The sequence below is a fragment of the Pantoea sp. RG18 genome (assembly GCF_025910075.1).
Classification (GTDB): domain Bacteria; phylum Pseudomonadota; class Gammaproteobacteria; order Enterobacterales; family Enterobacteriaceae; genus Pantoea; species Pantoea agglomerans.
In genome coordinates, this window is sequence record NZ_JAPCIL010000002.1 from 413,202 (window position 1) to 425,740 (window position 12,539).

Annotated in this window: 11 protein-coding genes; 3 read left to right on the forward strand and 8 right to left on the reverse strand. The window is 53.5% G+C overall.

The window, feature by feature from the left end; translation table 11 throughout:
- Positions 1 to 51 precede the first annotated feature (51 nt).
- Positions 52 to 1,173, forward strand: a complete 1,122-nt coding sequence (locus tag OK409_RS02295) for a Gfo/Idh/MocA family protein (protein ID WP_264366697.1) — start codon at positions 52 to 54, stop codon at positions 1,171 to 1,173.
- Between the two features lie 90 nt (positions 1,174 to 1,263).
- Here OK409_RS02295 and OK409_RS02300 read toward each other — a convergent pair whose 3' ends face one another.
- The 3 genes from OK409_RS02300 to OK409_RS02310 form a co-directional block, all read right to left on the reverse strand.
- Positions 1,264 to 2,094 (reverse strand): glycosyltransferase family 8 protein, encoded by an 831-nt coding sequence (locus tag OK409_RS02300; protein ID WP_187492150.1) that lies wholly within the window; start codon positions 2,092 to 2,094, stop codon positions 1,264 to 1,266.
- A 12-nt stretch (positions 2,095 to 2,106) separates the two neighbouring features.
- Positions 2,107 to 3,489 carry a D-arabinono-1,4-lactone oxidase gene (locus OK409_RS02305; RefSeq protein WP_223565336.1) on the reverse strand — a complete coding sequence of 461 codons (1,383 nt, stop codon included), beginning with the start codon at positions 3,487 to 3,489 and terminating at the stop codon, positions 2,107 to 2,109.
- An 83-nt stretch (positions 3,490 to 3,572) separates the two neighbouring features.
- On the reverse strand, positions 3,573 to 4,205 hold the full coding sequence (locus OK409_RS02310) for a TetR family transcriptional regulator (protein ID WP_010247970.1): 633 nt from the start codon (positions 4,203 to 4,205) through the stop codon (positions 3,573 to 3,575).
- A gap of 151 nt (positions 4,206 to 4,356) precedes the next feature.
- Between OK409_RS02310 and OK409_RS02315 the strand changes: the two genes are divergently transcribed.
- Positions 4,357 to 4,896, forward strand: a complete 540-nt coding sequence (locus OK409_RS02315; protein ID WP_031591296.1) for a DUF2058 domain-containing protein — start codon at positions 4,357 to 4,359, stop codon at positions 4,894 to 4,896.
- Between the two features lie 16 nt (positions 4,897 to 4,912).
- Here the strand turns inward: OK409_RS02315 and OK409_RS02320 are convergent, their stop codons facing one another.
- A complete protein-coding gene (locus OK409_RS02320; RefSeq protein WP_039389437.1) occupies positions 4,913 to 5,626 on the reverse strand; it encodes an RluA family pseudouridine synthase in 714 nt (237 codons plus the stop codon).
- A 72-nt stretch (positions 5,627 to 5,698) separates the two neighbouring features.
- Complete coding sequence (locus tag OK409_RS02325; protein ID WP_255473608.1) at positions 5,699 to 5,833, reverse strand: hypothetical protein; 135 nt, start codon at positions 5,831 to 5,833, stop codon at positions 5,699 to 5,701.
- 200 nt (positions 5,834 to 6,033) lie between these two features.
- Between OK409_RS02325 and OK409_RS02330 the strand changes: the two genes are divergently transcribed.
- Complete coding sequence (locus tag OK409_RS02330; protein WP_083068975.1) at positions 6,034 to 6,294, forward strand: hypothetical protein; 261 nt, start codon at positions 6,034 to 6,036, stop codon at positions 6,292 to 6,294.
- A 985-nt stretch (positions 6,295 to 7,279) separates the two neighbouring features.
- Here the strand turns inward: OK409_RS02330 and OK409_RS02335 are convergent.
- From OK409_RS02335 to OK409_RS02345, 3 genes are all read right to left on the reverse strand, one after another.
- Positions 7,280 to 8,140, reverse strand: a complete 861-nt coding sequence (locus OK409_RS02335; protein WP_052270696.1) for a ketose-bisphosphate aldolase — start codon at positions 8,138 to 8,140, stop codon at positions 7,280 to 7,282.
- A gap of 2 nt (positions 8,141 to 8,142) precedes the next feature.
- Positions 8,143 to 9,549 carry a PTS fructose transporter subunit IIC gene (locus tag OK409_RS02340; protein ID WP_264366698.1) on the reverse strand — a complete coding sequence of 469 codons (1,407 nt, stop codon included), beginning with the start codon at positions 9,547 to 9,549 and terminating at the stop codon, positions 8,143 to 8,145.
- A gap of 952 nt (positions 9,550 to 10,501) precedes the next feature.
- Entirely contained in the window at positions 10,502 to 12,424 is a 1,923-nt protein-coding gene (locus tag OK409_RS02345; protein WP_045140258.1) for a methyl-accepting chemotaxis protein, read from the reverse strand.
- Positions 12,425 to 12,539: the final 115 nt, after the last annotated feature.

Consider the following 12,539-nt stretch of genomic DNA (forward strand, 5'->3'; position numbering starts at 1 on the left):
AAACGAAACGTAGATTCCATTTCAACCCTGAACTGAATCTCTGGAGTTGAAATGAACAAAGTCAGAATCGGCATGATTGGCAGCGGCTATATCGGACGCTGCCACGCGATTGCATATGCGCAGGCTCCCACCGTATTTGCACTAAAAGGCAAAATCGTGCGGGAGATGCTGGCTGAAGTGAACCCCGAGCTGGCCGCCCGTCAGGCGGCGACCTTTGGTTTCGCGCGCTCGACGGGTGACTGGCGCGCGCTGGTCAGCGACCCGGCGATTGATGTCGTGGATATCTGCGCCCCCAACTTCCTGCATAAAGAGATGGCGCTGGAGGCGATACGCCATGGCAAACACGTTTATTCAGAAAAGCCGCTGTCATTAAGCGTGGCGGATGCGCAGGAGATGGTGGCGGCAGCCGATGCGGCAGGGGTTAAAACGCTGGTGGGCTTCAACTATATGAAAAACCCTACCAGCCAGCTGGCGAAAGAGATCATTGCCAATGGTGAGATAGGCGACATAGTGCATTTCTACGGCACCCATAACGAGGATTATCTCGCCAGACCGGAAACGCCGCTCGACTGGCACTGTCAGAAAGCGCTGGCAGGCCTCGGTGCGCTGGGCGATCTGGCGGCGCATATCGTTAATATGGCGCACTACCTGGTTGGTGACATTGCTGAGGTCAGCGGCGACATGATGACGGTGATCGCCTCCCGGCCCGACCCGAAAGAGCCTGCGCGGCAGTTACCGGTCGAAAACGAAGATCAGGCCAGCGCGCTGCTTCGCTTCCATAACGGTGCGCATGGCGTGATTGAAACCTCACGCATCGCCTGTGGCGCAAAGATGGGACTGACTTACGTTGTCACCGGCACCAAAGGCACACTACGCTACACCCAGGAGCGCATGGCGGAGCTGGAGCTTTATCTGCATGACGAACCGGCCGGGCGTCAGGGATTTAAAACACTCCTGACCGGACCAGCGCACCCTGACTACGCAAATTTCTGTGTTTCTGCCGGGCACGGCATCGGCTTTAACGATCAGAAAACGGTGGAGATTCGCGACCTGATCAACGGCATCGCAGCGGGCGATCGCATGTGGCCCGATTTTGCAGAGGGATTGCAGGTTCAGAAGGTGCTGGAAGCGATTGCTCACTCAGCAGTGCAACGCCGCTGGATTGAGGTATAGGGCAGAATCAGAGGGATAGAGGGTATTGCCGATGTGTTGATTAACCCAGGCGGGCAGGGCGGGAAACGTTGGCTTCCCGCCCACAGCCGATCAGATCAGACCGCTTTTTTCCCACCACAATTTATCCAGCGCATAAAAGCGATCGCGCTGACTCTCGGGCTGGCTGAGATCGCGTTTCCACGGTTTTGCCAGAATATAGTGCAGGTTCTTCACCTCTTCATCGTGCCAGAGACCGCTGTGCTGAAACGGCAGCGTTTTCAAGGCATTGTAGATGTAAGAGAGCGGCTTCCAGCGATCGGCAAACACTTCGTTCAGCAGATCCTGCTCGGAGAAGGGATAGTTACTGAGATCATCAATGGCGGCAATACGCTTTTCCAGTGCGTCGAACATCGCATTATCGGGCTTCAGCACCAGAAAACCGCCGTTCAGGTAAAGATCCACACTCTCTGGCGCCTTTTCACCGCGCGCCTGCCAGGTATAGTGGCACTGCTCAGGCTGCCACTCTGCCGGATAAGAGGCAATCTGGTTGGGATTACAGCGGCAGGCGTGACAGGCGGCGAGCGGGTTATCGCCCAGATCCAGGGTAAAAAGCTCATCCATGTTTTGAAGGACCAGCATATCGGCATCCAGAAACACGACGCGCTCATAATCGGTGAGCTGCCAGGCGCGCAGCTTGGTCCAGACTTCGCCGAACTGCGCCGATGCGTAGTGCTGATCCAGATCGTCGCGCGGATAGAGGGGGTCGACCGATTTAATGACACAGCCCTCATCCTGCAAAATCTGACAGTCAGACGCTGAAATCGCCGGCGTGGTCATCACCACCAGCGGCCACTGGCTGTGGCTCTGTTGCAGCGAACGGTGCAGCGCTTTCACGCCTACCAGATAATCGGGTTGAGTTAACAGCGTTACCCAGGCAAACATAGCTTTCCTCAATCAGTCAAAAAGTGGCGTGATGTAGTCGTTACCCAGTCGGCCCTGTGGGTCGAGCTGGCTGCGCAGGGCGCGGAAGGCGTCCCACTGCGGATAGATCTCACGCCAGTTGTAGCGTTCTTCATCGTAATATTTGCCCCAGTGCGGGCGTCCGCCCTCTTCGGCCAGCAGTTTTTCCACTTCCGTCAGGAAGTGCAGGCCTTCCTGTGACAGCGAACCATCGTCGGCGTAATAGACCACGAAGCCGAAAAAGCAGGTTGGCTGGTCAGCGGCCGGACTGAGCCAGGCCGATGATGCACCGGTGCAGCGCAGGATAATCGGGTAGTGCATATGCGGACGGTTCCCGGCATACCACTGCTTGATGCGGCGAATGATGGCCGGGGTTTTTGCCAGCGGCACGCCGATTTCCACATTGATCTGCGGCACCGCAATGCCGCGGCAGAAGAGCTGGTAAATGTCACCGGTAACATCGGTGAAATCACGAAAACGGGTGACGGTGCGAAACTGTTTTCCCCCTTTGCCCTCAATCTGCGTATCGCGGTGCATATGCGCCAGCGTCTGGTCGATGGTGTCGTTGAGGCTTTCGTCAACATCGCCCTCATGTTCCACCACCTGACGACCCTGCGCTTCGTAGCGCTGACGCTCTTCGTCACTCGCCTCATGGGCGTTCCAGACGTGCATCAGGTTGTCATCGACAAACCACCAGGCTTTGCTCAGCGGATAGTCGTTGTTCCAGCGCAGCAGATCCTCTTCAAGGGTATCGGCAGAGACGGCATATTTGTGGCAGGTGAAGATGCTAAACGGCTGGGTACGCAGGGTTACCGCGGTAACAATGCCTAGTGCGCCCAGTGAGACCTGCGCTGCCGGGAAGTCAGCGTCGCCACGAACAAATTCGCGCACGCTGCCATCGGCCAGCACCATTCTGATTGCCAGCGCTTCGTCGGCAATCGAACTCTGCTGCAATCCCTGGCCGTGCGTTCCGGTCGCCATCGCGCCCGCCAGCGTCTGAATCGCAATCACGCCTGGCGATGAAGCCAGCATGCGGTTCATTTCGGTCAGGCTGCGATAGACCTGCTCAAGCGGGGTCGCGCCACCAAAGGTCACGCTCTGTTCATCACTGGCAAGCTGGCCGCTCAGGGCGCTGAGATCGAGCAGCACATCGTCATCACTGACATGCAGCATACGACCAGGCGACAGCTTGCTGCCGATCACCCGAATCTGGCCGTGTGACTCCCGGATAAGTCTCTGTAATTCCGCTTCACTGGCGGGACGCTGAACCTGGTGACGGCTGCCGATTTGCGCGTTCTGCGCCCAGTTCCACAGCGCATCATCATCGGGTTCAACATGGGTCTGACGAAGCGGATAGAGGCGTGCATCTCTGCTCACAACAGCATTCCTTATTATTGCATTTTAGTGACAAGTATCAGTAAGCGTAGACTATGGCTAAGCGCAGCCCGGCCTGCGGGCAATTATTTGCGGATATAGCGTAACGTTGCGGTTACAGCCAGCTGACGATTGCGGCGGATACTCTCTGCTTCGCTGTTGTCCGGGCTGAAAAGGGCGTTGAAGGTGTAGCGGTTTGAGACGTGATGAACGCAGATACTGCTGATCAGGCGATGGACATCAATGGTCTGCACATCGGCAGTGAACACGCCCTGTTGCTGACCGCGTGCCAGAATGTCATCCAGCAGATCCAGCGCGCTGCGGTTAAGGGCTTTAATCTGCGGCGACTGGGTGATGTAGCGCCCGCGCAACAGGTTCTCACTGCAGACCAGCCGGATAAAATCGGGATGCTCGACATGGTAATCAAAACTGGCTTCCACAAGGCGGGTCATGGCCAGTTCCGGCTCCATCGCCGCCAGGTTCAGGCCGGTTTCATGCTGACGTATCTGCTGATAAACCTGCTCCAGCACGTGGATATAAAGCTGCTCTTTACTGCCAAAGTGATAGACCACCATGCGTTTAGTGGTTTGCGCATGTTCAGCAATCTGCTCCAGCCTGGCACCCTGCATACCAAACTCCGCGAAGGTTTTCAGTGCGCCTGCGATGATGCGTTTTTTCAGCCCTTCAGGGTCATTTTTACGTTTTGTTAGCTCTGACATGGTGCTCAATAAGGTGATTTTGACCGGGGAATGTTAGCACAGTGTTGAGAGGCTGCCCGCAATCGCGGGCGCGGCAGGTGCGGCAACCTGGTACAGCCCGGATGATTACAGGTATAATCCCGGACATTATTTCACAGGTTCAGAGACGACAATGACAAAACTCACCTTGCAAGAGCAGATGCTGAAAGCGGGATTAGTATCCAGCAAAAAAATGGACAAGGTTCAGCGGACAGCGAAGAAATCCAGGGTTCAGGCACGCGAAGCCAGAGCGGCGGTGGAAGATAACAAAAAAGCGCAGCTTGAGCGCGATAAGCAGCTGAACGAGCAGCAGAAGCTGGCTGTGCTGTCTAAAGAGTACAAAGCGCAGGTCAAACAGCTGATCGAAATGAACAAAATTGACGTGGTAAGAGGCAACATCAGCTTCAACTTCACCGACAATAACCTGATCAAAAAGATTATGGTGGATAAGCTGACGCAGACTCAGCTGATCAATGGGCGTCTCGCCATTGCCCGACTGGCGGCTGACAATAATGGCGAGAGCCAGTACGCCATCATCCCGGCCAGCGTAGCGGATAAAATTGCGCAGCGTGATGCCAGTGCCATCGTATTAAACAGTGCATTAAGTGAAGAAGCACAGGACGAAGATGATCCTTATGCTGATTTCAAAGTGCCTGATGATTTGATGTGGTAACAGCGCGCTGACGCATTCAGAACGGGCTGTCGGCAGAGAGTTGCAGCGTGCTGCCGCTGACAGGATGAATAAATGTCAGTCCGCTGGCGTGCAGCATCAGTCTCTCTGCCTGCTCCGCGCCAGGCAGCAAAAGCCCGCCGTAGAGATCACAGCCCAGAATCGGGTGCCCCAGTTGCTGACAGTGAATACGCAGCTGATGGGTGCGCCCGGTTTCCGGCATCAGTTCAACCCGCGTGACCGGCAATCCCTTTCCCTTTTTTTCCTGATAATAACATTCCTGATAATAGCCGCGTGCCATGACCCGGTAGCGTGAGCGCGCGGGTTTTCCCTGGTCCGGGCAAATCACCATCCGGGGAAACTGCGCCGGATCTTTCGCTATCGCGGCATCAATGACGCCTTCGTCATCAGCAAGGTGCCCGCACAGTAGTGCCTGATAAGTTTTACGCACGCTGCGCTGGCTGAATTGCTGGCAGAGGGCCGCGTTAATCGTTTTGCTGCGTGCGACGACCATCAGCCCGGAGGTGCCAAAATCGAGCCGATGAACCAGCGTGCAGCCAGGAAAAAGTTTCACCAGCCGATGGTGCACTGAATCGAGGTTTTGCGGATTTTTACCTGACAGGCTCAGCAAGCCGCTGGGTTTATTGATCACCAGCAGATGTTCATCCTGAAAGAGGAGGGTTATCTCATCAAAGCAGGGCGGGGCGATAAACGTATCGATAATGGCAGACATCGGGCAACCGGCAGGTAAGTGGCAACGGATCATAACCGATTGGCCGGTCACTGACGATGCCGCGCGCAGCCATTATTCTTCGCTGATCGTTTCCCCGCTTTGCGTGAAGAGTGACTGGCCAGCCTGCTGCGTTTTAAATTTGCCATGGGCAGCAAAAACGGAGCAGACCGTTGCAGCCAGCAGCGTAAGGAGAATGGAAAGTTTCATGGTGACATCCCATCGTGAATTTAAAAGCAAGTCTGACAGGAAGGGCTGCAGAGACAAACAGAACAATCCGGAAAAAAACATTTAGTATTTTCTATTAGCAAGTTGCACGGTTTTTAGTGATAAATTCGGGCAGTTCTCTCTTTTACGACTACAGTCTCTGGTGAGGTTGTCATCAATTCGTATCTAATGGAGGATTTTCTGTGTTATTTCAAAACGACGAGAAAGGCCACGTCATTATTGGCGAAGCGGCACTAAGCCTTGCCCTGGGGGAAAAAGAAATCAGTATCGCAACACTCTTTACTCAACTGGGTTATATGGCGAAATCTGAAAGCAACGCGGATCGGCTGGCGAAAATCGCTGAAGCCAGAAGCTGGCTGAGTAGTTTTAAGTCACCGGCGATTGCTCAACAGCAGGTGCCGTACCTGCAGACGCTTACAAGCCTGAACGAAGAGCTGAACTAGCAGTAACGGAACTGACGCCAGTGGACGTAGCCCGGCTCCGGCCGGAAAACGACGAAGCGGACGACCTCATCGGTTGCGCGAAAGCGTATACCGGCCGGAGAAGCTGTCAGGGACGACACTTCCTCCAGCCATCCTGTGCAACAGGGGCATGGCTCTCCGGCCGCCTCTCTTATGTTTTGCCTCCTCCACAGACATTCGGTCATAAATGTTTTCACCAAAAATCCAGAGAAACCAAAGGTTATCTCAGCGTGACCGATTTTGAAAAGTTAAACACTGCTTCATCGGTCACCAGAAAACGTGAGCCTGGTCGCTTAAAACAGGCGATGAACCTCATTGTCCGCGGATTTATGCATCACGGCTGAGTGGGGGGCTGTTCTCAGAAGGCGTATGCAGTAACCTGACGCAGTCAGCGGGCCTGAACAGCCTGTGCAGAGTCTGATACTGTAAGTCCGGCAACCAGCGTAATGATGTCGTTGACTGGCAATGATCAGCGACAGATCCGTTTGCCGGGGGCTGGCAAATTCCGTTTTCCCCTGAGTCAGGGTGATTATCTGCGCTTCGCGATTCGCCAGTGCAGAGAACGCAGTTTCACTCTCTGCCGTCGTGCACATTACCCATTGCCGGTAAGCGGCGATCACCTCCGCTCCTGACCTTTTGCCCGATCACTCCCCGCGGACTCACTGGCTCCGCCGAAGAAGAGATTACTGCTGGAGAGTGCAGTTGCACTGTCCGTCAAGCCACTCAGGGAAGACATAGAATACTCGTCGCGCATGACCACACCGACGCGTGCGCCTGACGCGCCACGAGCTGGCATTCCACCACGATGATATCGGGCCACCGCCTGCCTGATTGCGCTGCTGCGGTTGTGGCTGCGTGGCAGGTGAACGTCATTTGGTGACAGCTCATAAACGAGCGGAAGAGGTAATGCCAGCAGAGGTACTGAAAACGGGGAGCGCAAAAGGCTCCCCTTGTCATCGCCCTGCTGTCAATTATAAAGCGCAGCTTTTCCCACCGAGGAGAACAACTGCATTTTGTGCGTCACGACCGTTTTTACCGCCTCCATTGGCCTGATATAGAGGACATTGGGTTCGTGGCTTCCTGAATTAAGCCCGGCTTCCAGAGCAACAAAGAACGCCTTCTTGATGTCGCTGGAGATGTTGATCTTGGCGACGCCATACAGGATAGACTCTGCAACTTCAGTATCCTTGTTGCCTGAACCGCCATGTAAGACTAACGGGATTGAGATTAACTGCCTGATGGCTTTCAGCCGTTCAATATCCAGCTGGGGTTGTTTTCCTGGTGGATACAACCCGTGCGAGGTACCAATCGCGATGGCCAGCGAATCGACGCCCGTTTCGTTAACAAACTGCAGCGCCTGTTGGGGATCGGTGTAAAGAATCTCTGCATGTCCCCCTTCACCACTCCCTTCGGCAATGCCGATGGTGCCCAGTTCGGCCTCAACGGAAATGCCGGCAGCATGTGCAATTTCCGTTATGCGGCGGGTAACGGCGATATTATCAGCCAGTGAAAGGGCGGATGCATCGATCATCACAGAAGTGTAACCGGTCTGAATGGCGCGCATCACCTGCGCCAGGGTTTGCCCATGATCTAAATGGATAACCACCGGCACCGTGGCTCTTAAGGCAAGCTCACGGAGATAGCCGATAAATGCGTCACCAATGAAGGCGTGCTCATCAGGGTGGACTTCCAGAATCACCGGCGAACGGAGCGCTTCCGCGACATCAATAACAACCCGGGCGAATTCTGCCGACGCGATATTAAATGCACCCACACCAAACTGATGCTTCTGTGCAACGGCCAGGACCTCTTTCATATTCATCAACATCATTAAATCTCCTGTGCTGTTTCAGTAATGTCTTTCTTAATAAAACGAAGAATAAAGGCGGTCAGCAGGGCGCCGGCAGCGATGGCGACCAGGTAGCCCAGAATATTGGTGATAACATTAGGAATGAACATCACAAATATGCCGCCGTGTGGCGCTCTGGATGCACATCCCCATGCCATTGAGAGCGCGCCTGCCAGGCCGGATCCCGCAACAATCGCCGGGATAACACGCAGTGGATCGGTGACGGCGTAGGGAATCGCACCTTCAGTAATAAATGAGAATCCCAGCACATAGGTGACTTTGCCGGTATCGCGCTCCAGTGCGGTAAATTTGCGTTTAAACAGAGTGGTGGCGAGTGCGATACCCAATGGCGGCACCATACCGGCTGCCATACAGGCGGCAATCGGCTCATAAATACCGGTCGACATCAGACCGATGGCAAACATACAGACGGTTTTATTTAGCGGCCCACCCATATCGAAAGCCACCATCATCCCAATCAACAGACCCATAATGGCGGCATGGGTGTTACCCAGATTTTCAAGGAATGAGGTGAGGATATCGAGCAGCAGCTTAATCGGCGCGCCGACCACCAGCAGCATCAGCGTGCCGGTGATCAGAACGCTGAGCAGCGGGACAATCAGGATAGGCTTCAGACCGGCAACGGCTTTGGGAAGGTTGACATAGCGGATGATGAGCAACGTGGTATACCCCGCCAGGAATCCCGCCAGCAGAGCGCCTAAAAAGCCCGACTCTGTCTGGATAGCCAGCATCCCGCCAACGGCTCCAGCGACCATTCCCATGTTGCCACTGATCGATTGACTGATCCCCAGCGCCAGAATGGGTAACATCAGGGCAAACGCCGCCCCGCCGCCAATATCAGACAGCATCTTCGCAACAGGGTTAAAATCAGGATCGCCAGGTGTCGCCGCCGTTATCCCGAAAGAGAAACTGAGAGCAATTAAAATTCCGCCCGCCACGACAAACGGAATCATTAAATTAACGCCTGTGATGAGGTGGACATAAATCTGAGAAAACGGCGATTTTTCCGTATTGACGACAGGTTGCGCCTCTTCCGGACTGACATCGCGATGAAGTGTCGGTTTTAATACTCCGGAAAGGATGTCATCAAGTAATCCTGCAGTATCCCTGACGGCGCGTGACACAGAAACCTGAATGATGTTCTTATTATGAAAGCGCGAGAGGTCGATAACTTTATCAGCAGCAATCAAAACCACATCGGCTTCCAGAATGTCTTTATCGGTGAGTGTATATTCACTTTCAGTAGCACCTTGTGTTTCAACCCGTAAATCAATTCCTTTCTTACTGGCATTCTTTTTAAGCATGGCTTCTGCCAGGTAAGTATGCGCAACGCCTGTCGGGCAGGCGGTAATTGCAATTATTTTCATAATGCTTTCCTTATGAAGAAACTACTGGCAACTGCTGATAATTAAACAGAAAAGAGGCAGGAACATTGCGTTCTGACCCGCGAGTACATGTCGGGACGTCATGTCATTGTCATGCCGATAAATAAAAATCCAGACAACGCGTTTTTATTGGTCACTGTGTTATTTTAAAAAGGTGACTAATAAGTGATGTGATAATTATTAAAGAAGATTCCTATGTCAGACGATGTCGGTATTATATGTGCATGTTTGTCAATAAACGTACCTTTGAGCAAATTAAAAAATAGGACAATAGTGATTTTGGAGGAAAATATTATCAGGCTGATCGTGCTGTTAATTTATTGACGATATCTATTTACAGGAAAATCCAAAAGATAAATGAATCCCAAACGCAAACCATTTATTCAGCGTCAGAAAGAATAGCGGAGGGGGATGCGTACCGGATGACGACGTTGCGCCTTCATAGCAGGGGGAATATTGGTATTAAGATGTCATTGCGGAAAGGCGTATGCCGCTGGCGAACCAGATGCAGGGATTAACGGAGTGATGAGACGTGAATAACACCAATCTGCTTGGCTCAGGGTGGGGCATGCAGAGAATTAAGACGGCTGAAAGTTGAGCCCGAATAGCAAGTCGTCAGCCCATCCTGGCTTATTATTGCGTTTGCGTTCAGAGGTGTCAGGGCGCGATATCACCGACGGAAATCAGACGCAGTTTCACGGGCGTTGATTGAGCAAAGCTTGATAACAACGACATTAATGATCATCAGTGCGGGAGGCTTTCGGACCGGGGTTCCGTTAGCAGGCCGAAGAGCGTGACGCCCGATGACCGCAAATCGGTCGTAACTGAAACGACAGCGCACAGCGTGGATCCGCAGGCAAGGCAGCCAGCCTTATACATGTAAGGCTGGCTGCTCGCAGCATGGTTACGGCAGCATTAAAACAGCGGGTGACGATTAAAAGCTTTCCCAGCTTGAGTCTGCGGATGCATTAACGGGCGCAGCGGGTACTAAACGCGGTGACAGGGCAGGTGCGCCCCGGCTGACGCTGCTTTGTCCGGGAGAGAGACGGAATACGGCCACTGTTTTTTCCAGTTCATCAGCCTGAGATTCAAGTGAGCTGGCTGCGGCGGAGGACTCTTCAACCAGCGCGGCGTTCTGTTGCGTCGTGGTATCCATCTCGGCCATTGCCGTGGCGATCTGAGAAATGCCGCGGTTTTGCTCGTCAGATGCGGCAGCAATTTCACCCATAATATCTTTAACCTGACTGACAGAGCGGACGATGTCATCCATGGTGGTACCGGCGCGTTCCACAAACTCAGAACCATCATGAACCCGATCAAGTGACTCGCGTATCAGCGTTTCAATCTCTTTGGCGGCCAGTGAACTGCGCTGGGCCAGATTTCTGACTTCACCGGCAACCACCGCAAATCCGCGACCCTGCTCTCCGGCTCGTGCCGCTTCGACGGCGGCGTTAAGGGCCAGAATATTGGTCTGGAAAGAGATGCTGTTGATGACGTGAATGATCTCGCCGATTTTGCCCGAACTCTGGCTGATGTTGTTCATGGTTTCGATAACGTCACGGATAATCTCGCCACCACGTCCGGCATTCACTGACGCGTCTGTCGCCAGCTGACTCGCATGGTGAGCGTTCTCCGCATTCTGTTTCACCGTTGAAGAGAGCTCTTCCATGCTGGCCGCGGTCTGAACCACTGCGGCAGACTGCTGTTCTGTGCGGGATGAAAGATCGGTATTACCTGCCGCGATTTCCGCCGAGGCACGCGCCACGCTGCTGACGCCATCACGCACGTTGGTGATGATATTCTGCAGGCTGATGTTCATTGCATCTACCGCCTGCATCAGCTGACCTAACTCATCACCACGTGTGGTTTTCAGTGAGGTTGTTAAATCACCGCTGGCAATACGTTGCGCTGCGTTCAGCGTCTCTTTCAATGGCAGCGTAATGTTGCGGGTGATCCGCCAGGCAATCAGCAGACTCAGCACCACACAAATCAGCGCGGCAAAAGCAATGCGCCACTCCGCCTGTTTGATAAATTCAGAGGATAGCTGGGACTGATAGGCAAAGGTATCGGAGACCACCGCATTGAGCCGCTCTGCGGTGGTGGTCAGGCCCGCCGATTCGCTCTTTTCTTTCTCTGTCGCATCGACATAGCGCGTTAAAGCCTGGCGTTGCTGCGTCAGAGTGCTGAGCACATTTCGCGTTACGTCATTAATATTCGGCTGGGCGAAAATATCCAGTTGCTCGCTCAGGGTGTTGATAGCGGTGTATTCTTCAAGAATCGCCTCTCTGCTGGCCTCAGACGGCTTATCGAGAAACGCTTTTTCAACATTGGCCGCATCAAACAGCGCTGCGGCCAGGTGCATGACCGGCAGCGCCGCATCGGGTGTCAGAGCCATATCGAGTGATTCAAACTGATGCGCAAGCGCAATCAGGGCACCCGGTTTAATGGCATCAAAGGCGCTGCTTGTCGCCTGCGCAGCCGTCACGAATGTCTGGCGCTGATTCTGATAATCGTTAAGTAACTGCCCCATCAGCGCGACTTTCTGCTGGCCCATCTCATCCCATTTGAATCCATCCAGCCGTTTATAAAGGGCATCTAACTCCTTCAGGGCCTGAACGTTCTGCGTGGCAAATTTGGGATCTTTGGTGTACTGGTAGAGGGTGCGGTTAAGGCGTGCCTTGCTTAACGTGTTTACCATCTCCACGGTAATCGTGCGCCGGGCGGAGTTGTCTTTAATACTGCGAAAACAATCGAAAGCGATAAAAGTAATGGCGAGGGAGGCAGCAATGACGACGATAAAACCGACGCCCAGTTTTTTCCCAATTTTAATATCGGAGATGCGTTGAGCAAGGCCCATAAGGTTCACCTTTAGTGAGATATCAGAAGCAGAGAAGAGGCTGTTAAATAATTCAAAGATAATCTTCTTATCGTCAGCGCCAGACTAATCTTTAATATTATTTATGCTTACTCAA

What these genes read in the sequence shown, in the direction of transcription:
- OK409_RS02335 (WP_052270696.1), bottom strand. Translation starts at nt 8,140, where the DNA reads ATGTTGATGAATATGAAAGAGGTCCTGGCCGTTGCACAGAAGCATCAG.
- OK409_RS02295 (WP_264366697.1), top strand. Translation starts at nt 52, where the DNA reads ATGAACAAAGTCAGAATCGGCATGATTGGCAGCGGCTATATCGGACGC.
- OK409_RS02310 (WP_010247970.1), bottom strand. Translation starts at nt 4,205, where the DNA reads ATGTCAGAGCTAACAAAACGTAAAAATGACCCTGAAGGGCTGAAAAAA.
- OK409_RS02320 (WP_039389437.1), bottom strand. Translation starts at nt 5,626, where the DNA reads ATGTCTGCCATTATCGATACGTTTATCGCCCCGCCCTGCTTTGATGAG.
- OK409_RS02315 (WP_031591296.1), top strand. Translation starts at nt 4,357, where the DNA reads ATGACAAAACTCACCTTGCAAGAGCAGATGCTGAAAGCGGGATTAGTA.
- OK409_RS02340 (WP_264366698.1), bottom strand. Translation starts at nt 9,549, where the DNA reads ATGAAAATAATTGCAATTACCGCCTGCCCGACAGGCGTTGCGCATACT.
- OK409_RS02345 (WP_045140258.1), bottom strand. Translation starts at nt 12,424, where the DNA reads ATGGGCCTTGCTCAACGCATCTCCGATATTAAAATTGGGAAAAAACTG.
- OK409_RS02325 (WP_255473608.1), bottom strand. Translation starts at nt 5,833, where the DNA reads ATGAAACTTTCCATTCTCCTTACGCTGCTGGCTGCAACGGTCTGCTCC.
- OK409_RS02300 (WP_187492150.1), bottom strand. Translation starts at nt 2,094, where the DNA reads ATGTTTGCCTGGGTAACGCTGTTAACTCAACCCGATTATCTGGTAGGC.